General features: G+C 35.7%; 22 protein-coding genes. 10 read left to right on the top strand and 12 right to left on the bottom strand.

Annotated features, from left to right (window positions below; translation table 11 throughout):
- Positions 1–26: 26 nt before the first annotated feature.
- Complete coding sequence (locus FW778_RS16775; RefSeq protein WP_150415977.1) at positions 27–683, top strand: rhomboid family intramembrane serine protease; 657 nt, start codon at positions 27–29, stop codon at positions 681–683.
- Here FW778_RS16775 and tilS read toward each other — a convergent pair.
- Together tilS and FW778_RS16765 are read right to left on the bottom strand one after the other, a co-directional pair.
- Positions 670–2,082: a tRNA lysidine(34) synthetase TilS gene (tilS, locus tag FW778_RS16770; RefSeq protein WP_150415976.1), complete on the bottom strand. Its 1,413-nt coding sequence runs from the start codon at positions 2,080–2,082 to the stop codon at positions 670–672. The genes FW778_RS16775 and tilS overlap by 14 nt on opposite strands.
- 11 nt (positions 2,083–2,093) lie before the next feature.
- Complete coding sequence (locus tag FW778_RS16765) at positions 2,094–2,417, bottom strand: tetratricopeptide repeat protein (RefSeq protein WP_150415975.1); 324 nt, start codon at positions 2,415–2,417, stop codon at positions 2,094–2,096.
- Between the two features lie 59 nt (positions 2,418–2,476).
- Here FW778_RS16765 and FW778_RS16760 point away from each other — a divergent pair, with 59 nt between their 5' ends.
- From FW778_RS16760 to rocD, 5 genes are all read left to right on the top strand, one after another.
- A complete protein-coding gene (locus tag FW778_RS16760; RefSeq protein WP_150415974.1) occupies positions 2,477–3,220 on the top strand; it encodes an electron transfer flavoprotein subunit beta/FixA family protein in 744 nt (247 codons plus the stop codon).
- Positions 3,221–3,248: 28 nt separating this feature from the next.
- A complete protein-coding gene (locus FW778_RS16755) occupies positions 3,249–4,211 on the top strand; it encodes an electron transfer flavoprotein subunit alpha/FixB family protein (protein WP_150415973.1) in 963 nt (320 codons plus the stop codon).
- Between the two features lie 120 nt (positions 4,212–4,331).
- Positions 4,332–4,913, top strand: coding sequence for a bifunctional nuclease family protein (locus FW778_RS16750; protein ID WP_150415972.1), 582 nt, complete (start codon positions 4,332–4,334; stop codon positions 4,911–4,913).
- 85 nt (positions 4,914–4,998) lie between these two features.
- Positions 4,999–5,820 carry a 4-(cytidine 5'-diphospho)-2-C-methyl-D-erythritol kinase gene (gene ispE, locus FW778_RS16745; protein WP_150415971.1) on the top strand — a complete coding sequence of 274 codons (822 nt, stop codon included), beginning with the start codon at positions 4,999–5,001 and terminating at the stop codon, positions 5,818–5,820.
- Between the two features lie 212 nt (positions 5,821–6,032).
- Complete coding sequence (rocD, locus tag FW778_RS16740; protein ID WP_150415970.1) at positions 6,033–7,265, top strand: ornithine--oxo-acid transaminase; 1,233 nt, start codon at positions 6,033–6,035, stop codon at positions 7,263–7,265.
- Position 7,266: 1 nt separating this feature from the next.
- On the opposite strand, the gene FW778_RS16735 is transcribed toward rocD, so the two are convergent.
- Complete coding sequence (locus FW778_RS16735) at positions 7,267–7,752, bottom strand: cytidine deaminase (protein WP_150415969.1); 486 nt, start codon at positions 7,750–7,752, stop codon at positions 7,267–7,269.
- A 181-nt stretch (positions 7,753–7,933) separates the two neighbouring features.
- Here FW778_RS16735 and FW778_RS16730 point away from each other — a divergent pair, with 181 nt between their 5' ends.
- Both FW778_RS16730 and FW778_RS16725 read left to right on the top strand, forming a co-directional pair.
- Entirely contained in the window at positions 7,934–8,317 is a 384-nt protein-coding gene (locus FW778_RS16730; RefSeq protein WP_150415968.1) for a BlaI/MecI/CopY family transcriptional regulator, read from the top strand.
- Positions 8,318–10,333, top strand: a complete 2,016-nt coding sequence (locus FW778_RS16725) for a M56 family metallopeptidase (RefSeq protein WP_150415967.1) — start codon at positions 8,318–8,320, stop codon at positions 10,331–10,333. It abuts the gene before it with no gap.
- Between the two features lie 317 nt (positions 10,334–10,650).
- Here the strand turns inward: FW778_RS16725 and FW778_RS16720 are convergent, their stop codons facing one another.
- On the bottom strand, positions 10,651–11,058 hold the full coding sequence (locus tag FW778_RS16720) for a hypothetical protein (RefSeq protein WP_150415966.1): 408 nt from the start codon (positions 11,056–11,058) through the stop codon (positions 10,651–10,653).
- Between the two features lie 1,389 nt (positions 11,059–12,447).
- Here FW778_RS16720 and FW778_RS16715 point away from each other — a divergent pair.
- Positions 12,448–13,059, top strand: a complete 612-nt coding sequence (locus tag FW778_RS16715) for an LEA type 2 family protein (protein ID WP_150415965.1) — start codon at positions 12,448–12,450, stop codon at positions 13,057–13,059.
- Between the two features lie 24 nt (positions 13,060–13,083).
- Here the strand turns inward: FW778_RS16715 and FW778_RS16710 are convergent, their stop codons facing one another.
- Together FW778_RS16710 and pyrE are read right to left on the bottom strand one after the other, a co-directional pair.
- Positions 13,084–13,443 carry a heavy-metal-associated domain-containing protein gene (locus FW778_RS16710; protein WP_150415964.1) on the bottom strand — a complete coding sequence of 120 codons (360 nt, stop codon included), beginning with the start codon at positions 13,441–13,443 and terminating at the stop codon, positions 13,084–13,086.
- Positions 13,444–13,464: 21 nt separating this feature from the next.
- On the bottom strand, positions 13,465–14,100 hold the full coding sequence (gene pyrE, locus FW778_RS16705; protein ID WP_150415963.1) for an orotate phosphoribosyltransferase: 636 nt from the start codon (positions 14,098–14,100) through the stop codon (positions 13,465–13,467).
- Between the two features lie 22 nt (positions 14,101–14,122).
- On the opposite strand from pyrE, the gene FW778_RS16700 reads away from it, so the two are divergent.
- Positions 14,123–14,743 carry an NUDIX hydrolase gene (locus FW778_RS16700; protein WP_150415962.1) on the top strand — a complete coding sequence of 207 codons (621 nt, stop codon included), beginning with the start codon at positions 14,123–14,125 and terminating at the stop codon, positions 14,741–14,743.
- Positions 14,744–14,759: 16 nt separating this feature from the next.
- Here the strand turns inward: FW778_RS16700 and FW778_RS16695 are convergent, their stop codons facing one another.
- The 6 genes from FW778_RS16695 to FW778_RS16670 all read right to left on the bottom strand — a co-directional run bounded on the left by FW778_RS16695 (position 14,760) and on the right by FW778_RS16670 (position 19,936).
- Positions 14,760–15,212, bottom strand: coding sequence for a hotdog fold thioesterase (locus tag FW778_RS16695; RefSeq protein ID WP_150415961.1), 453 nt, complete (start codon positions 15,210–15,212; stop codon positions 14,760–14,762).
- 1 nt (position 15,213) lies between these two features.
- The gene (gene coaD / locus FW778_RS16690; RefSeq protein ID WP_150415960.1) at positions 15,214–15,681 is read right to left on the bottom strand and encodes a pantetheine-phosphate adenylyltransferase; all 468 of its coding nucleotides are present in this window, start codon (positions 15,679–15,681) and stop codon (positions 15,214–15,216) included.
- 26 nt (positions 15,682–15,707) lie between these two features.
- The gene (locus tag FW778_RS16685; protein WP_150415959.1) at positions 15,708–16,640 is read right to left on the bottom strand and encodes an aspartate carbamoyltransferase catalytic subunit; all 933 of its coding nucleotides are present in this window, start codon (positions 16,638–16,640) and stop codon (positions 15,708–15,710) included.
- Positions 16,641–16,726: 86 nt separating this feature from the next.
- Positions 16,727–17,236, bottom strand: a complete 510-nt coding sequence (gene pyrR, locus FW778_RS16680) for a bifunctional pyr operon transcriptional regulator/uracil phosphoribosyltransferase PyrR (protein ID WP_150415958.1) — start codon at positions 17,234–17,236, stop codon at positions 16,727–16,729.
- Positions 17,233–18,876 carry an L-glutamate gamma-semialdehyde dehydrogenase gene (gene pruA, locus FW778_RS16675; protein WP_150415957.1) on the bottom strand — a complete coding sequence of 548 codons (1,644 nt, stop codon included), beginning with the start codon at positions 18,874–18,876 and terminating at the stop codon, positions 17,233–17,235. The genes pyrR and pruA overlap by 4 nt, the downstream gene beginning before the upstream one ends.
- A gap of 76 nt (positions 18,877–18,952) precedes the next feature.
- The gene (locus FW778_RS16670) at positions 18,953–19,936 is read right to left on the bottom strand and encodes a pyruvate dehydrogenase complex E1 component subunit beta (protein WP_150415956.1); all 984 of its coding nucleotides are present in this window, start codon (positions 19,934–19,936) and stop codon (positions 18,953–18,955) included.
- Between the last annotated feature and the right edge of the window lie 10 nt (positions 19,937–19,946).

Here is a 19,946-nt window from a genome sequence, read left to right as displayed (position 1 = left end):
TTTGATGTTTTTAAAAACTACCCGAAATGTCAATAACAGTTATTATAATAGTAATTACTTCCCTTATATCAATAGCCGCTTTCCGCAGCGAAAAAGTTATGAATGATCTTATTTTTTATCCCCCTGCAATTACAAATAATAAGCAATATTACCGTTTCATAACATGCGGTCTTATTCATGCAGATATCGGGCACCTGTTTTTTAACATGTATGCATTTTACTTATTCGGAAATATTACAGAAGAAATTTTTGATGCGATCTTTGGAAACTATGGAAAATTATTGTACGTCGTTATGTATGTTCTTGCATTGATCGTATGTGTTATACCGAGCTATTTAAAAAATAAAACAAATTCTGGTTATAGAAGCTTAGGTGCCTCCGGCGCTGTATCGGCGGTAGTTTTTGCTTACATTTTATTTAATCCTTTGCAAGGAATAGGATTAATATTTATACCTGTGTATATGATGGGGTTTTTATTCGGTATTATTTACCTAGTCGTATCTTATTGGTTAGATCAAAAAGGTGGCGGGCGTATCAATCACTCTGCACATATCTGGGGAGCGTTGTTTGGTATTGTTTTTCTTATAGTTGCCAGTAAACTATTTTCTAATTATCCTGTTTTGGATCATTTCATAGACGCAGTAAAAAACCTGGATCCCCGCAAAATATTTACCGTTCGTTAAACGAAATTTTAAGTACGTTAGTTGTGCTGCCTGTAATTTTAAAACGATCATCAATTCTTTTACCAACAACCCAAATTATTCTTTTATTGCTTTCTATTACCCAGATTTTTTCTTTTTCAGTGAGTGATAATTTTTGATCAATAAAAAACCGGCTTAGTTTCTTTTTTCCCGGCCTGCCGGCGGGCAGGTTCTTTGTGCCTAACGGATAAAAGTAATCGCCTTGTTTCCATTTTCTTAATAATAACGGATAAATGATATCCTTTGCGTCAAGCGTGGCAATTGAACTTTCTGTTGAAAGAATCGTATCACTTTTTACAAATTTGCTGATCTCTAATTCACCATTTTCAAATACAATTTTATTATCATTTTTATCAATTAAAATAGTTGCAGCTTGTAGCGAATTATGTGGTGATATTATTATCCATTTGCGATCTTTAATTATTTTATACATGGAAGAAGAAATATACTTACCACTTTCACTTTTTAATAAATGAAGCACGTCATCGGTTTGATGTGCTGTGAAACCATATTCTTTGATAATTTCATAAATAATGGTTTTTAAGGGTATTGATTTAAGTAATTTTAAAACAGGAATATGGATTTCGTGTTCTTTATACTCAAGCAATTTCTTTTTGTGAAGCTGAATTGCCTGTTCATATAACATTCCTATTTCTTTAAATCTTTCAATGGCATGAAGCAAGTTGTCTTCAACTTCCGGGAAAACTTTTCGAATAGATGGAATCAATTGGTTGCGGAAATAATTTCGTGTATACTTATCAGATAGATTGGAAGAATCTTCGACGAATGATAAACTATTTACTTTGGAAAACGCAAGTATTTCCCCTCGTTTTGCAAATAATAAAGGCCGGATAATTTTGCGTTGCTTTACCGGAATTCCCTGCAATCCCTTAATGCCGGTACCTTTAAAAAAATTCATTAAAAGGGTTTCAATATTATCATTTGCATGGTGAGCAGTTAGGATGTACAACGTACGATGTTTGTTGTTCGATGTTTCGGAAAATTTTTTTGTCGTGGGTTCTAACTTGCCGGTTGTCGATGCAATTAATTCCTCAAACCATTCATATCTTAATTCCCTGGCAGCGACCTGTATGGAAATTTTCTTTTCTTCCGCATATTTTTCAGTATCGAATTTTTTTATGAAAATTTCAGTTGAATATCTTTCACCAAGCGATTTCACAAAGGCCTCATCACGCTCGCTCTCCTCCCCTCTTAACTGAAAATTGCAATGTGCTATTTTAAATTCAAAACCGGCCTGGCTGCATAATTCACACAACACAATAGAATCGATACCGCCACTAACGGCCAATAGTAACTGATCTTTTTTTTGAAAAAGATTTTCTTTTTGAATTTTATCAATAAATTTTTGGAGAAAAGACATGTAAAGTTTGGTTATGCTGATTCAATATCTTCAAGGTCTTCATAAGCAGCCTGGAGTTCCCTGTACGAATGATGATCACTGGAATCTTCTGCTACTTCCATCCCTCTTTTATAAACTCTTAATGCTTTCGCATTATCACCGGTGCGCTCAAGCAATTTCCCCAGGTGATAATATGATCCAATATAGGTAGGTTCTCTTTTTAAAATTTCGTTAAACAATTGTCGTGCTTCCTCATCATTACCTACTTTAATATATTCCAACGCCAATGCGTGTTGGAGGAAACTGTCTTTCCCTGCAGTTTTCATGTATTCTTTCAGTTTGTCTATCCTGTCCATCAAATAATTTTTTACGTTTTGTTTCCTTAGTATCTTCGCAAATCAACAAAAAGAGCTTCATGAAGATTCTTGTTTGCATTAGCAAAACTCCGGATACAACGGCAAAAATAGCCTTCACTGATAACAATACGAAATTTGCGGAAGCAGGTGTACAATTCATTTTAAACCCATATGATGAGTGGTATTCATTGGTGAGAGCCATCGAGATAAAGGAAGCAGATGCGTCTTCTGTAATTCATTTAATAAACGTTGGGGGTGCGGACGCAGATCCGATTATACGTAAAGCCCTCGCTCTTGGTGGCGATGAAGCTTTCCGTGTTGACAGTAGCAGCCAGGATGGTTTTTATATCGCATCCCAAATTGCTGCCATAGCAAAACAAAATAATTACGACCTGATTTTTACAGGAAAAGAAACTATAGATTATAATGGCTCATCAATCGGAGGTATGGTTGCTGAGCTACTTGAATTACCCTACATTTCTTTAGCAACAAAATTTACACTTAATGGAACTTCGGCTACAGTTAACCGTGAGATAGAAGGTGGCGAAGAAATCGATGAAGTAACACTTCCTGCTGTAGTTAGCTGCCAGAAAGGCGTTGCAGAACAACGTATTCCTAATATGCGAGGAATCATGGGCGCAAGAACAAAGCCATTAAAAGTAACAGATCCTGTAGACGCAGAAACATTAACTTCAATAAATTCTTTTGAATTACCGCCACCAAAAGCAGGAGTAAAATTAGTTCCTGCAGATCAGCCGGAGGAACTTGTAAGGTTGTTGCATGAAGAAGCAAAAGTTTTTTAACTCAATTCCTAAATTATTAATTAAAAAAATGAGCGTATTAATTTTTCTTGACCAGTCGGACGGGCATATTAAAAAAAATTCACTGGAGGCCGCATCTTATGGTGCAAAAGTTGCAGAAATGCTAAATACAACTGCAGAGGGAATTGTGCTGGGAACAATAAATGAAGACCTTGCCGGTTTGGGTAAATATGGCTTGAAAAAAGTTCATTCATTAAAAAACGAATCTCTTAATAATTTTGATGCTGCAGTGTTTGCAAGTGTAATTGCTGAAGCTGTAAAAAACATCGGTGCAAATGTTGTTATTTTCTCTAACAACTTTAATGGAAAGGCTATTGCACCGCGTTTATCTGTAAGATTAAAGGCAGGCCTCGTATCCGGGGCCGTATCATTACCAGAATTAAGCAATGGATTTGTGGTAAAGAAAAATGTTTTTAGTGGCAAAGCATTTGCCAATGTTGCTATAAATACAGATGTAAAAATAATTTCATTGAATGCGAACGCTTATAAAATTAACGAAGTAGAAGGCATAGCAGAAACAACAGAATTAAATGTTCCCATACCGGAAGCAAAAGTGAAGGTGCAGGAGGTAAACAAAGTAGTTGGCGAAGTTCCGTTATCTGAAGCAGAAATTGTAGTAAGTGGCGGACGTGGATTAAAGGGGCCTGAAAATTGGGGAATTGTAACCGATCTTGCTAAAGCACTTGGCGCTGCAACTGCGTGTAGCCGTCCCGTAAGCGATAGCGACTGGAGGCCACATCATGAACATGTAGGCCAAACAGGGCTTGCCATTGCACCAAATTTGTATTTTGCCATTGGAATATCCGGTGCAATACAACACCTTGCAGGAGTAAACCGAAGTAAAACAATTGTTGTAATTAATAAAGATGCTGAAGCACCTTTTTTTAAGGCAGCCGATTATGGCATTGTAGGAGATGCATTTGAGGTGGTTCCACAAATTACTGAAGCCGTAAAAAAATTGAAAGGAACATAATTCGTCACTAAAACGCATAGACTTATTCAAAAAATTTAATCTGTAATGCATTTCGTTTATAGAAGGCTTTAATTTTTATATATTTGCTAATATCAAAATTCATTAAATACAGGGATTGGTATGAAGAAAATTGAATTGGAAATAGTTGCCCTTTCTCATAGTATCACACAAACGCATTCGTATGCTGTTGTATTGGGTGAAGTAAATGGTTTGCGTCGTCTTCCAATAGTTATTGGAGGTTTCGAGGCACAGGCAATTGCTGTTGCTTTGGAGCGCATGCAGCCCAGCAGGCCTCTCACCCATGATCTTATGAAAAATTTTATGCTCGCTTTTAATATTGAGCTCCATGAAATAATTATTAATGATTTGCAGGAAGGTATTTTCTATTCCAAGTTGGTTTGTTCAACAGAACATGATACAGTAGAAATCGATTCGCGTACTTCAGATGCCGTTGCACTTGCAGTAAGGTTTGGCTGTCCCATATACACTTACGATAATATACTTGATAGTGCAGGAATTTTAATGGAAGAAGATGATAAGAAGAAAAAGGTTGTCGTTTCTCATTCTGACACCAATAGTGACGATCTCAAAAAATTATCCATTTCAGAACTTGAAAATTTACTAACCGAAGTACTCGAGCAGGAAGATTATATTAAGGCAGCCTCAATAAGAGATGAAATAAAAGCCAGGAAGACGGGTTAATTGGTTAACCAGTTATTAGTGTTAAAACCTCGTTTGAATATCTGATTTTATCGCTCATATTTCAACATTATTCATCGCTCATCATTTGATAACATTTCCCAATTGTAAAATAAATCTTGGACTTAATATTCTGCGTAAAAGAGAAGATGGTTTTCACGATCTCGAAACTGTTTTCTTTCCAATAAATTTACAGGATGCCCTGGAAATAGTTCCTTCATCAACTAAAACTCAAATTACCGTTACCGGCATTGCAGCAGGTAACCCGGAAAATAATCTTTGCCTGAAAGCTTACCTCCTTGTGAAGAAAGATTATCCACAACTACCTGCAATAACTATTCATCTACACAAGGCAATTCCAATTGGAGCCGGACTTGGCGGAGGGTCTGCTGATGCGGCCTTTATGCTACAATTATTGAATACAAAATTTTATCTCCATATCCCGGGAGATAAAATATTCGATTATGCTTTACAGTTAGGAAGCGACTGTTCGTTCTTTTTACTCAACAAGCCATGTCTGGCAAGCGGTCGTGGAGAAGTTCTTGAGCCCATAAATCTTTCTCTTTCCGGGCATAAAATTTTATTGATAAATCCCGGTATACATGTCAGCACAGCAGAAGCATTCAAAAAAATTATACCGGCTATTCCTGCAAAAAAAATTAACGATATTGTTCTACAACCCATTGAGACCTGGAAAGAAGAATTGGGTAATGATTTTGAAAATTATGTTTTTGAAAGGTATCCCCACGTAAAAAAAATTAAAGAAGACCTGTATCAAAAAGGTGCAGTTTATGCCGCTATGAGCGGTAGCGGAAGTACTGTCTTTGGCATTTTTAAAAAGGATGAAATAATCAATTACAAAAATGAGCAGCGTTTTTTTTATAAACTTATCAATGTTGCACGACTTTAACGGGAGTACCATCAATAATTCTGATAAATTAATCAATTTATAATTTTAAAAATAATTATCTTTACGGATAAATATTACAGTTGATCAATACTTCTTACATACAACAGTTTCTTTCTGCAAATCTTGATTTCTTAGATCACAAGGTTTAACGATATCGTCCCCTGGTTTCGATTCTTTTCTAATTTTTCATTTAGTTTTTTTAATTTTTATTTATGCCAGTTTTATCAGCTGTTTCCCAAACCGATTATTTTATTGATCTCGAAAATCAATATGGCGCTCATAATTATCATCCCCTCCCGGTTGTTCTTCAAAAAGGAGAAGGTATATATGTTTGGGATGTAGAAGAAAAAAAATATTATGATTTTTTAAGCGCTTATTCTGCAGTAAACCAAGGCCATTGTCATCCCCGTATTATACAATCATTAATCGAACAGGCCCAAAAACTAACCCTTACCAGCAGGGCTTTTCATAGCCGTGCGCTGGGTGAGTTTACTCAATACATTACACAATATTTTAAGTACGATAAAGTACTACCAATGAATACCGGAGCCGAAGCGGTAGAAACAGCTTTGAAACTTTGCAGGCATTGGGGATATGCCGTAAAAAAAATTCCGGATAACAAAGCAAAAATAATTGTGTGTGCCAATAATTTTCATGGAAGAACTTTAGGTATAATTTCATTTAGCACTGACCTTGTTGCAAAAAAAGATTTCGGGCCATATCTTCCCGGGTTTGAAATAATTCCATATAATGATCTTCCTGCATTATCTGATGCACTACAAGATGCAAATGTTGCCGGCTTTTTGGTTGAGCCTATTCAGGGCGAAGCAGGAGTTGTGGTTCCTGATGATGGTTATCTTTCAAAAGCAAAACAATATTGTGCCGATGCTAATGTGTTATTTATCGGTGATGAAATTCAAACAGGATTATGCAGGACCGGGCGCATGCTTTGTTGTGATCATGAAAATGTTCGACCTGATATTTTAATATTGGGCAAAGCGCTTGGTGGTGGTGCTCTGCCTGTCAGCGCTGTTCTTGCAGATGATGAAATAATGCTTACTATTAAACCGGGTGAACATGGAAGTACGTATGGCGGAAATCCATTAGCTTGTAAAGTTGCTATCACTGCATTAGACGTCTTAAAAGAAGAAAACCTTGCAGAAAATGCTGAAGCAGTTGGAAAATTTTTTAGAGAAGAATTGATGCAAATGAATTCACCGCATATAAAAGAAGTTCGCGGCAAAGGGCTTTTGAATGCAATTGTAATTAATCATCCTGATGAAAATGCTGCATGGAAATTATGCATGGAACTAAAAGAAAACCGACTATTGGCGAAACCAACACATGGAGATAAAATCAGGTTTGCACCACCTTTAATTATTAGTAAAGATGAAATAATTGATTGTATAAAAATTATTGAAAAAAGTTTGAAGGTGTTGGATTAATCTATTTCATATCATCGGCTCCAAACACCAATGGAAGGAGGTCTTTTGCATTTTCTATAATTTGCACTTCTCCCTCCATTCCACTTAATATAACGCGAATTTGTTTCTTGGTCCTGTCCTGGAATTCAACTAAAGATTGACGGCAAATACCGCATGGACTTACAGGCCTGTCGCTTTTGCCATCGAGATTATTATAACTAATCGCAATCGTATCAATTCCTACTCCCGGAAATAAAGATGAGGCAGTAGAAAGCAAGGTTCTTTCAGCACATATGCCCGCAGGAAACGAAGCATTTTCCTGGTTAGTTCCACTTACCGTTTTACCATTTTCCAGTTTTGCAAAAGCTCCAACATTAAAATTTGAATAAGGCGCATAAGCATACTGCGTAACTTTTCGTGCTTCTCTTAAAAGTAAAGCATCTTCTTTATTTAATTCATCAATTGAATCAAATAAAGAAATACTAAACTTAACTTCTGCTGTTTTCATTCTTTAATATTTGATACGAACTTAAACAGTATAATTATGAAAAAAAAATCAATAATATATCTATATCAAACCAAAAAAATCATTTTCAAAGTTTATAAATCGTTAATTAGATACCGTTCATCAAAAAAATTATTTTCGGTTACGAACAAAATCGTATATTGCTACGAATAAAGTCGTAATAATGTCAATAAATAAAAACCTGAATCCAACAGAAAGTGAATTAGAGATTTTACAAATCCTCTGGCAGCGTGAATCCGCAACTGTTCGTGAAGTGCATGAAGAACTTTCCAAAACCAAAGCATCGGGTTATACAACCACTCTCAAATTGATGCAAATAATGTTTGAAAAAAAATTGGTAACCAGGGACGATAGCGCAAAAACACATATTTATACACCAGCTATAAGCAGGCAAAAAACGCAGAAACAGTTCCTGGATAAAATGATTAAGGGATTATTTTATGGTTCATCTACACAATTGGTATTACAAGCGCTTGGCAACCAGAAAGCATCTAAAAATGAATTAGAAGAAATTCAAAAATATCTTGACAATTTAAAAAAAGAATAAATGGATTTTGCTGCATTACAACATTCAGTTTTCCTCCAGGCACTCGGTAGCGCTATACTTAACAGCTTATGGCAGGCATTTATACTTTGGCTTTTGTACGAAACCATTTCTGCTTCTTATAAAAATGCATCCGCGAAATTCAAGAATAATCTTTCTACAGTACTTGTGTTCTTTTCTTTTATTTTGTTTCTGGCGGGTTTTGTTTCAAAAATAATTAATCACCAGTCAGCATTGTCGATAACCTATGCAATTACTAACACTGCAAAAGTTGCCGCCGCTGAGCATACATCAGCATTCGAGAAGTTTTTATTATATGCAGGCTCATCGCTGCCTTATTTATCAGTTGCATACATTTTTCTTTTATTTTTCCTGATGGCGAAGCTTTTTACCGCCTACAGGTATGTGTATAAAATATCGAACAGGCGGTTAATAAATCCACCGGCAGAATTACAGGCTTTTGCACAAAGAGTTGCAGGGCAAATGAAAATTACCAGGAAAATATGTGTATGGGTTTCTCACCATATCGATGTTCCGGCAACAATAGGATTTATCAAACCCGTTATCCTCATTCCTTTTGCCTCCTTAAATAATTTATCAACTGATCAATTGGAGGCTATTATTTTACACGAATTATCACACATAAAACGCAACGATTATATAATAAACATTATGGTTTCTGTTATTGAAACGATATTATTTTTCAATCCATTTGTGGTCTTACTTTCAAAAGTTATTAAGAGAGAAAGGGAAAATTGTTGCGATGATTTTGTGCTTCAATACCGGTACGACCCCCACTCCTATGCATCTGCGTTACTACGATTGGAACAATCACGTGCCACTAACCTAAAACTTGCTATAGGAGCGGTTTCAGGCAAAAAGCAACTCTTATCCCGTATCAAAAGAATTACAAAGGGCCAGTCAGTTTCCAGACAATTTAATTATGGTCAGAAATTACTTGCGCTGCTATTAGTTACGGGTATCCTTTGCTCGCTGGCGTGGCTGTCTCCCGGCGAAAAAAGACAGGTGCCCGTTCGAATTATAAAGAAAGATATTGAAGTTAAAAAAATCCTGCACGCAAATGATTCTGCCAAAGTATTGGTTTTACATAATGCTGTAAAAGAAAATTCGCCAGCAAAAACCTTAAAACATATTTCACTTACTAAGGAATTAAAGACTTTCGACGAAAAAGATAATAACGGTTTTCCGGTTGAAGAAAATAACAATTTTACTTTTAATACAGAAATAAATGGAACGAATGGACGTGCCCCATTACCGATGAATTTCAACGGCCAACAATATTTCTTCGATGGAAGCAAATTAAAATTACCTCAATCTATAAACATCCGAAATTTACCATTTCAAAACGGCGACTTCAAAATTGATTTAAGTAATATTGATATCAATGAATTAAATGAGGGTTTAAAACAAGCTTATAAAGAAATAAATAATATTAACTGGAACGAAGTTCAAAACAATATCCGTGAAAGTCTTTCAAAAATAAAATCTACCGATTTCCCGGGCAAAATAGAAACACAGACTTTTATGGAAAATGCTAAACAAGAACTTTCAAAGTTAAAAGGTGACAAAGGGAAATTTGGTAAATTATATCTGCTCGACAATTTAAACAAAGAGATCCGACTCCATGATTCTTTGAGTTCAACCATTATGAGAATGATTTATAGCAAAAATGAGAGGGTTCAGCGGGAATACCAGAGGGTTCCGGATCACCCGAAAGAAAAGGCTTTGAGTAATCCTTATTATAAATACAGGATAAACACTTCTCCTTCACCCGAAGATGAAACTGAAACAGACGGCAATGAGCTGGTAAGCGTTAATGCGAGTAATAATTCATTCTCAACAGGTGAGAGTAAAAAAACAAAAATAATCCTTAAACCTTCCGAAAAATCAAATGCTGGCGTGCATCAAAGAAAAATTTTACAATTTTCTTTTGATACTAATACTAAAAAACCAGGCCATCAAAATGTTGTCAATGTTGAGGTAACGGATTTACCTTAAAGTACTTCTTTCTCCTTGTCAAGTTGCTTTTGTCCTATTTTGCCCGATGAATCTTTTTGGCAACATACGGGTCATTATTTCAAGAAATAAAACATAGTAATCAGATGCTAAAATGCGTCGGTAATGTCTATAGTTAAAAATTAAATTTTCCATTCCTCACACCTAATATTTCAGTATTGTTTGGCAAAACAACTAAACTTAATTCTGAACCGTTTGTAATGACTGAAATAAAAAAAGCCGCATAGAAATGCGGCGTTTGTTAAGAACCAATAAGGTTCTGTAACCCCCAAAGAAAACAAGTTTTATAAGTTTATAATTTATTTTATTGCCAGCATTTTTGTCTCACTCAACACCACTTCGCCATCAGTTCCTACATGCTTAAGTCGATAAAAATATTTATGTTTAATGTTTGATAGTTTGTCAAAGCCTTCGTAACAATCGCAGTTTGCTTGTTTTGGATCAGGTCCCATTACCAATGCAATTGTTTTAAAATTAGTGCCATCAATACTTCTTTGTATTTCAAAATAGTTAGTAGCAACTTTATTATCTGTCGACCAGTCAATCATTATTTTTTGCTTTTCCTCATTCACAGTGAAACTGGTATAATTAACTTTCGCCTGTTGAGCGTTTTCAGTTTTCATTTGAGTTTGGCACATGGCATCCGAATGGGTCATCATTAGGGCCAATATAACTACTAAGCTTTTATATAAAATTTTTGTATTCATTGCTTAAATTTTTAAAATTTCTGAATTGCAATGAATATTGGATGACGATTATGTTACAATAAATATTGGACGATTTAAAAGTTAATAGAAACTATAGCTCACTTTCTATTTAAAAATTCCAGGCAGTTTCTTTCCAGAATGGGGAAAGTATTAACTCGACGAACAAAGCGCGGAATTAATAACGCGGTTTTTTGCGTTCCCCCTTTCAACCACTAAAGCAGGCTGTATAAACTGGTGTTTATACAAAAAGGAAAAAAGCTTAAAAGAATAAGAGAAGAAAGTTGGATTAGTAAGTATCGATACAATCTTACTTTTTAATGTAGAGTTTCTATTCATTTCTTGTGTTTGAGGTTATACTATATTAAACAATCTTTTTTGTCGATGGGAATTCAAGGAGGATTGGAACAGTTAGGTAATTCAGCAAAGAAATTTGATATAAAGCAATTATGTTGAGGTAAACATTTTCACTTACAGATGCAAACATAGAGTACATATTCCATTTTTGCAAGACCGTAAAATTACTGCTTTTATGAAATTAGAAATTATCTACTCCATATTCGTCTCACTTGATTATTTTTTAAAAAAATTATCTTTTGTAAAAGATATAGTTTGATTATAGCGTAATGTTTCTAACAATTTTAGATTTTATCTAATTACGACAGCAAGATTCAAAAAATTGAACTATTTAAACAACAAACTGACATTATTTCTGCCAAAGATCAACTTCCAGCCGGTCAATTTCTAAAAACTTCAGATGCCAACCTATTCACATTATAATTTTTTAACCTAAGACAATTAATTGAATTTTATTGTCAATTATAGCTATAAATTTTATGTAATTCAAATAATTATAAATAAAATAATGACTTTTTGTCGTCAAATAGTCAAAGTCAGTTAATTTAGTGATTTTTTGCGAAAAAAACCCCTTGCAATTATAATATAAATAATCATATAAATATTATAAATAATTGATAATTATTATTTTAAAATAAAATAATCAAACTAAATAAATAAGCTTACTTACGGTTGGTAAAATTTATTTCCTCTACCAATATTTTTAGTATCCAAAAGTTTATTTGCTGGGGTCCTATATATACAACTTACCACAAAGTCAAACAAAAATTTTGAGCTTATATGCCATAAAGGCGCAAAAAGATCCCCTGCCCTAATGGCTACATAAATATCTTCTTCTAAGGTCTTTAGTTGGTTATTTTTTCTTATTAAAACGCAATTGACCTTTCTGAGGAATTATAATATGTGGAAAGCTTCGCATGAATGGAATAAGAGACAGTTTGCCTTTCGAAACTGAAGTGTTTAAAGGCTTGGGTGTCGGCTTTAATTTCACCGGAATTTAAATTTGAGAAATAGATCGGAACAAATAGGTCATGAATGAAAATCAGCAGCAGGAGACTAAAGCTGGAGGCCCATACTTTTGAAAAAGATAATGTTTTCAGAAAGCGGTGTGGTGAACATTTAAAAATAAACAGTGTGGATTATTTTGCGGGAAGAGATATAGCCGCCATCTTTGAAGTGAAGAAATATTTAAAACAAATGACTCGAAACAAACTGGGATATATTGTCCTGATTTTGACAAATTTTTCCTGCTCCTCCCCTAAAGAACTGGAGTATATAAACTTTAATAATTTCACTGTCCAGAAACTGGGGTTTAATAATTCGACGGTTGGTTTGGATATTCAATATTATAATCCCAATAATTTTGGGATGCAATTAAGGAATAGTGACCTGGATATTTTTATTGATGGAAGTTTATTGGGTCATAGCACATTTGACACTCTAATAAGAATTCCAAGACGAGATACGTTCACGCTTCCTGTAAAGTTTGATGTGAATATGCAGAATATTTATAAGAACGCATGGAATACATTAACCGGGAAGGAAGTGATGGTGAAGTTAACGGGGAAAATAAAAGTTGGTAAAGCAAATGTATTCATGAACTTCCCGGTAAACTACGAGACCAAGGAAACCTTTTCTCTATTCTGAAAAGCACTTATCGACTAAAATTTTTTATTTTTTAGGACCAGCAGGATGCGTTACATGCTGGCAGGTAATGGGAAGCCTTTTATAAGCATAAGGGTCAGCAGTCACATCGTCCGCATCATATCCCAGGTTGGCTAATTCCGTTTTTATATTTTCAATATTGGTTCTATCTGTATACCAGGTAACGGTCACGGTGTGCCTTCTCCAATCTGCCTTAACTGATGAAATCCCATCTTCATGAGCTAAATGATTTTCAATCCTGGTTTTGCAGGCTTCGCATTGAACATTCGGTGTTTTGATTACTGCCTTTTGAATCGCTTTTTGTTGCGCATAGCTTGGAGTGGTAAATCCGGCCAACATAATTAAACTAAGTATAACACTGTTCATATACGAATATTTTAAACGAATTTAGGATTTTGCATCCCAATTTGCAGGGTCTGCCCGCCAGTTTAACAAGGTATTTTGATCCTTTTCTGACACATAATTTTTTTCAATAGCCAGTGTAATAACGGTGTCATAATCAGTAAGAGAATGGTAATTGACTTTTGCATTTTCAAATGCTTTTTTAGCTACATCAAATCCATAATTAAAAATCGAAACCATGCCTTCCACTTGAAGTCCCTCTTTTTTCAAAACTTCTGCTACCTGCAGACTGCTCTTCCCGGTAGAAATAAGATCTTCTATTATAACAACTTTTTTTCCCGGCTCATAAAACCCTTCGATCTGGTTACCGAGCCCATGCTCTTTTGGTTTTGGTCTCACATATATATAAGGAAGTTTAAGCTGGTCAGCCACCATAGCTCCCCATGGTATTCCTGCCGTTGCCACTCCGGCAAGCATTTCGGCATCCTCATAAGATTGAAACACTGTATTACATAACTCAGATTTAATAAAATCCCTGATGTAAGGATAAGAAAGTATTTTACGATTATCACAATATATCGGGCTCTTCCAACCACTAGCCCATGTAAAAGGTTTGTTTACACTTAATTTAATTGCATTAATTTGTAACAACTTTTCGGCAACTGCTTTTTTATTATTCATACAACGAAGATAATATACAGCTATGAGCTATATAACAATTTACTTTGGAGAAAAACCAGTTTATTTATGTGATGCATTAACCAAAGAGATTGAGGCAGTGAGACACCATCCTGATGCAGTATTTATTGATGAGCTTTCTAGCGCCGCGATTAATTCCTTACTTCATGAAATAGAAAAAAAAGAATTTCATGCTGGAATTATTATCCACGAAAACTTTAATAAATTAAAAAAAGAATTTTTTAAGCATTTCAAATTGGTAAAAGCAGCAGGGGGCCTTGTAAAAAATAAAGCAGGAGAAATATTACTAATTTTCCGCAGGGGAAAATGGGATCTGCCAAAAGGAAAGCTTGATAATGGTGAAACACTGCAGGAATGTGCTTTGAGAGAAGTGCAGGAAGAAACGGGCCTCATGAAAATCGAACTGGAAAATGAAATTAATACAACCTATCACACTTATGTTGAATTTGGCAAACACATACTAAAGGAATCACATTGGTATAAGATGCTTTCAAAAGGAAATGAAGACTTTAAACCACAGTTTGAAGAAGATATCACAGAAATACGCTGGGTTAAAAAAAACGACTTAAAAAACTACCTGGATAATACATTTCCAACTATCATTTCTGTTTTAAAAAATTTCTAAGGCTATTTCTTACAAATTACATTTTAGTATGCTGAACGAATCTATTATTGGGAATAATGGCAACTGTCAACCTGCTTACGCAAACAAGATTTTGGCTCTCGTCATAAATCTTTATGTCCCAAACGTGTGTTGTTTTCCCCAAATGTAACGGCGTGGATTTACCCGTGACGAGTCCATGAGTTACGCTTCTTAAATGGTTAGCATTGATTTCCATACCTACACAATAAAATTTATCCAAATCGATTACAAGTGCTGAAGCAACACTTCCTAGCGTTTCAGCGAGGGAGCAGGAAGCGCCGCCGTGCATAATTCCATAAGGTTGTTTCGTTCTTTCATTTACGGGCATAGATATTTGCAAATAGTCATCTCCGATTGCAGTCCACTCCATGCCTAAAAATCCGGCCATAGAATCTCTTCCAAAATCTTTGATCTTTTCAAGGCTTATCGTTTTATCAAACCAGATAGACATATTATTTTATATTATTTTTCACGGCATCGGGAAGAAACTGGGAAACGTGTCCTCCATTGCGTATAACATCACGTACAAGCGTACTCGCAACAGAAGTAAATTCAGGAAGGCAGGTTAAAAAAATGGTTTCAACATTATGAGCTAAACTACGGTTCATATCTGCAATGGCTTTTTCATATTCAAAATCATTTACGTAACGAATGCCTCTTAAAATAAAATTAGCGCCAATTGATTTGCAACAATTAACTGTCAGGCCATCGTAGGCCAATACTTTAATCTTTGGTTCATCTTTATAAATCTCCCGCAGCCATTGCAGTCTTTGCTCTTCAGAAAACATGGCTGTTTTATTGCTGTTTCTACCGATCCCAATAACCAGTTCATCAAACAAAGGGAGAGCCCTGTTAATAATATCTGTATGGCCTAACGTAACAGGATCAAAAGTTCCGGGGAATAAACAAATTCTTTCCATGTTACTATTTTAATTTTTGAGATCAGTTAATTAAAATTCTGTTTATTACTAAGTAAATAAAGTACAGCCATTCTTACAGCAACGCCATTTTCTACCTGCTGTAAAATAATTGATTGTTTTGAATCTGCAACATCACTGTCTATTTCTACTCCCCTGTTAACCGGCCCGGGATGAAGGATTACAATTTCTTTATTAATGCTTTCCAATAACTTTTTGCTTACTCCGTACGCAAGATTATATTCCCTTAGTGAAGAAAATAAAACCTGGTTTTGCCGCTCTAATTGTATGCGAAGAACGTTAGCTACATCGCACCATTTCAATGCCTTTTTAAGATTGTATTCAACGCGAATATCAAATGCTGCGCTGATGTATTTTGGGATTAAAGTTGGCGGCCCGGCTACCATAACTTCCGCGCCTGCTTTTTTTAATAAATAAATATTACTGAGCGCTACTCTTGAGTGCATTATATCTCCCACCAATACAACTTTTTTTCCCTTGAGCGTTCCACATTTTTCCTTTATTGAAAATGCATCCAGCAAAGCCTGCGTTGGATGTTCATTAATTCCATCGCCTGCATTAATTATTGCGGCAGGTATGTGTTTTGCCAGGAAGTGTGGGGCGCCACTGGCGCTGTGCCTCATTACAACCATATCAACTTTCATTGACAGGATATTATTTACGGTATCCAATAAAGTTTCACCCTTTGAAACTGAGGATCCCGATGCAGAAAAATTCAAAGTATCAGCGCTCAATCTTTTTTCTGCCAGTTCAAACGAAATTCTTGTACGTGTAGAATTTTCGTAAAATAAATTCACGATCGTAGTATCACGAAGCGATGGCACTTTTTTAATCGGCCGTTGTAACACTTCTTTAAATTGTGTGGCAGTAGAAAGAATAAGTTCAATATCGCTGAGTTGTAGATCTTTAATGCCCAGGAGATGTTTGGTAGAAAGTTGCATTAAAGGTCAAAGCTAAATAAAAATTGTGAAAGGTGATTTCTGAAACATAAATTGTTTACTGCTTATTGCCGACTGACTGTTCATAACTAGTACAAAACAACCTCTTCTTTATCCCATTCAACTTTCACTTTTTGTGAAATAAGTGAATCAATTGCTTTACCGCAATAATCCGGCTGAATGGGTAATTGGCGGCTATACCGTCTATTTATCAAAACACACAACTCTACTTTTTTTGGCCTTCCGAAAGCAAGTAATGCGTCTAAGGCTGCCCGTATGGTTCTTCCGGTGTACAATACATCATCAATTAGAACTACATTTTTATCTTCTATTGAGAATGAAATATTGGTCTGATTGGGACTATGCAATTCTTTCCGGATATCATCCCTGTAAAAAGTAATATCCATTTTCCCATACTCAATTGTATTACCCGGAATAATTTTTTTCAGCTGTGCAAAAATCTTATCCGATAAAAAAATTCCCCTTGGCTGAATGCCTATAATTACTACAGAAGAAAGATCAGAATAATTTTCTATCAACTGGTAAGCCAGTCGTTCGATAGTTATTTGAAGCTGATATTTATCGAGAATTGTTTTCATGAAACTTTGGTATCCTCATTCATGAATGGATATCGGTAATTAACTGCGGGATTAAAAGTTTCCTTTATAGTTCTGGCACTTAACCAGCGATACAAATTAAGGATACTTCCTGCTTTATCATTGGTTCCACTTCCGCGGGCGCCGCCAAAAGGCTGCTGACCAACTACTGCGCCGGTAGGTTTGTCATTTATATAAAAATTTCCAGCGCTGTTTGCAAGTTTTTTTGTCGCAAGTTCAACTGCATAACGATCCTGGGCAATTACAGATCCTGTGAGTGCATAAGGCGAAGTTGAATCAACTAATTTAATCGCCTCATCGAATTTGTTTTCATCGTATACGTATAACGTTAGTACAGGACCAAATAATTCTTCACACATTGTTACATAACGCGGATCGGTAACTTCTATTACGGTTGGCTCAATAAAATAGCCATTGGTTTTATCACATTTTCCGCCCACTAATATCTTTGCATCCTTGTCTTTTTTTACCTGTTTGATATATCCTTCTAATTTATCAAAACTCTTTTCATCAATCACTGCATTTATAAAACACGTGAAGTCTTCAACGCTTCCGATCTTCATTGTTTTTATTTCTGCAACTAATTTTTTCTTAATCTGCGCCGCAAGATTAGACGGAATATATGCACGTGAAGCTGCAGAACATTTTTGCCCCTGGTATTCAAATGCACCGCGACATAAGGCTGTAACAACTACATCGACTTCGGCACTTTTATGCGCTAATACAAAATCTTTACCACCGGTTTCACCAACTATTCGTGGATACGATTTATATATTTTAGTATTCTCGCCAATAATTTGCCACATGCTGTTAAACACACCTGTACTTCCTGTAAAATGTATACCGCCGAAATCAGGATGATTAAAACAAACTTCTCCTAACGTAGGGCCATCAACATAAATTAAATTAATAACTCCACCCGGCAAACCTGCTTCTTTTAAAATGCGCATAAACATTTGAGCGCTGTAAACCTGCGTATGTGCACATTTCCATACAACTGTGTTTCCACACATGGCAGCGGAAGTTGGAAGGTTACCTCCTATTGCAGTAAAATTAAATGGCGTTATGGCAAGAACAAATCCCTCCAGCGGCCGATACTCCATCCTGTTATAAACACCAGGGCTACTCGAAGGTTGTTGCTTATAAATATCACTTAGAAAATGAACATTAAACCTTAAAAAATCTATGAGTTCGCAAGCTCCGTCAATTTCAGCCTGGTAAACATTTTTACTCTGGCCAAGCATGGTTGTTGCTAAAATATAAGGCCGGTATTTCGTGGCGAGAAGCTCTGCCGCTTTTAAAAAAATATTAGCCCTGTTTTCCCAACTTGTGTTGTTCCACTTATCTTTTGCTTTTAATGCGGCATTAATTGCTTTTTTAACATGAGATGCGTCGCCGAAATGAAAGCTGCCTAATACATGATTTATTTCGTGAGGGGGATTTATATCGATTTTATTTCCTGTACGTACTTCTTCAGCACCGATGTACATCGGAACATCAAGCTTTTTACTTTTTAATTCTTTTAAAGCATTTTTTACCAGTTCTCTTTCTGCACTTCCGGGGGCAAAATTGAGTACAGGTTCATTGGAAGGAAGCGGATAATAAAAATTACCGGTATTCATAATTTATTATTTAGAATCAATGCCGAAGCTGGCTGGCATTAAAAGATATAAAGCGAAGATCAAATAATTGACCTGATTATTTTTTCAGGTACATAACTTCCTTCACCAACTTAACGGTACGGGGAACATCTGGTAAATACATTGCTACCAGGTTTGGCGCATAATGCATTGGAGCATCTGCTGAAGTAATTCTTCTTACAGGAGCATCCAAATAATCAAATCCTTCTTTTTGTATACGGTATGCTATTTCAGAAGATACAGAAGCAAACGGCCATTGCTCTTCCACAATTACCAGCCGGTTCGTCTTTTTAACCGATTTAAGAATAGTTTGCCAATCCAGAGGACGTATGGTTCTTAAATCAATTACTTCAGCGCTTATATTTTCTTTCTCAAGTTCAACAGCGGCGCCTAATGCAACTTTCATCATTTTGTTGAAAGAAACTATAGTAACATCCGTTCCTTCACGCACAATTTTTGCTTTACCAATCGGGATTAAATATTCTTCCTCAGGTATTTGTCCTTTTTCTCCATACATCACTTCACTTTCCATAAAAACTACAGGATCATTATCGCGTATGGCGCTTTTTAATAAACCTTTTGCATCGTAAGGATTACTTACTGATATTACTTTTAAGCCCGGAATATTCGCGTACATTGATTCAAAAGCGGTTGAATGCTGCGCTCCCAATTGTCCTGCACTTCCGTTAGGGCCACGAAATACTATTGGACAACCTACTTGTCCGCCGCTCATGGCAAGCATTTTTGAAGCAGTGTTCAAAATTTGGTCAATTGCGAGGGTAGCAAAATTCCAGGTCATGAATTCTACAATAGGACGGAGGCCGTTTTGCGCAGCGCCAACCGCTATTGCAGTAAATCCAAGTTCGGTAATTGGCGTATCAATCACCCTTTTTTCGCCAAACTCTTCCAACATTCCCTGGCTCACTTTATAAGCGCCATTGTATTCAGCAACTTCTTCACCCATTAAAAAAACGCTTTCATCACGTCTCATTTCTTCACTCATTGCTTCACGTAAAGCTTCTCTAAATGCTATTTCTTTCATCTATTTTAAA

The sequence above is a fragment of the Ginsengibacter hankyongi genome (assembly GCF_008710285.1).
Lineage (GTDB): Bacteria > Bacteroidota > Bacteroidia > Chitinophagales > Chitinophagaceae > Ginsengibacter > Ginsengibacter hankyongi.
This window is presented reverse-complemented; position numbering and strand designations above follow the sequence as displayed.

Bases quoted from the DNA above. Each gene is read 5' to 3' on its own strand.
- tilS (WP_150415976.1), bottom strand. From the start codon at position 2,082: ATGTCTTTTCTCCAAAAATTTATTGATAAAATTCAAAAAGAAAATCTT.
- FW778_RS16750 (WP_150415972.1), top strand. From the start codon at position 4,332: ATGAAGAAAATTGAATTGGAAATAGTTGCCCTTTCTCATAGTATCACA.
- pyrE (WP_150415963.1), bottom strand. From the start codon at position 14,100: ATGAATAATAAAAAAGCAGTTGCCGAAAAGTTGTTACAAATTAATGCA.
- FW778_RS16765 (WP_150415975.1), bottom strand. From the start codon at position 2,417: ATGGACAGGATAGACAAACTGAAAGAATACATGAAAACTGCAGGGAAA.
- FW778_RS16715 (WP_150415965.1), top strand. From the start codon at position 12,448: ATGAAAATCAGCAGCAGGAGACTAAAGCTGGAGGCCCATACTTTTGAA.
- FW778_RS16775 (WP_150415977.1), top strand. From the start codon at position 27: ATGTCAATAACAGTTATTATAATAGTAATTACTTCCCTTATATCAATA.
- FW778_RS16710 (WP_150415964.1), bottom strand. From the start codon at position 13,443: ATGAACAGTGTTATACTTAGTTTAATTATGTTGGCCGGATTTACCACT.
- rocD (WP_150415970.1), top strand. From the start codon at position 6,033: ATGCCAGTTTTATCAGCTGTTTCCCAAACCGATTATTTTATTGATCTC.
- FW778_RS16735 (WP_150415969.1), bottom strand. From the start codon at position 7,752: ATGAAAACAGCAGAAGTTAAGTTTAGTATTTCTTTATTTGATTCAATT.
- FW778_RS16755 (WP_150415973.1), top strand. From the start codon at position 3,249: ATGAGCGTATTAATTTTTCTTGACCAGTCGGACGGGCATATTAAAAAA.
- FW778_RS16725 (WP_150415967.1), top strand. From the start codon at position 8,318: ATGGATTTTGCTGCATTACAACATTCAGTTTTCCTCCAGGCACTCGGT.
- pyrR (WP_150415958.1), bottom strand. From the start codon at position 17,236: ATGAAAACAATTCTCGATAAATATCAGCTTCAAATAACTATCGAACGA.
- FW778_RS16670 (WP_150415956.1), bottom strand. From the start codon at position 19,936: ATGAAAGAAATAGCATTTAGAGAAGCTTTACGTGAAGCAATGAGTGAA.
- FW778_RS16700 (WP_150415962.1), top strand. From the start codon at position 14,123: ATGAGCTATATAACAATTTACTTTGGAGAAAAACCAGTTTATTTATGT.
- FW778_RS16720 (WP_150415966.1), bottom strand. From the start codon at position 11,058: ATGAATACAAAAATTTTATATAAAAGCTTAGTAGTTATATTGGCCCTA.
- pruA (WP_150415957.1), bottom strand. From the start codon at position 18,876: ATGAATACCGGTAATTTTTATTATCCGCTTCCTTCCAATGAACCTGTA.
- coaD (WP_150415960.1), bottom strand. From the start codon at position 15,681: ATGGAAAGAATTTGTTTATTCCCCGGAACTTTTGATCCTGTTACGTTA.
- FW778_RS16730 (WP_150415968.1), top strand. From the start codon at position 7,934: ATGTCAATAAATAAAAACCTGAATCCAACAGAAAGTGAATTAGAGATT.
- FW778_RS16760 (WP_150415974.1), top strand. From the start codon at position 2,477: ATGAAGATTCTTGTTTGCATTAGCAAAACTCCGGATACAACGGCAAAA.
- FW778_RS16695 (WP_150415961.1), bottom strand. From the start codon at position 15,212: ATGTCTATCTGGTTTGATAAAACGATAAGCCTTGAAAAGATCAAAGAT.
- FW778_RS16685 (WP_150415959.1), bottom strand. From the start codon at position 16,640: ATGCAACTTTCTACCAAACATCTCCTGGGCATTAAAGATCTACAACTC.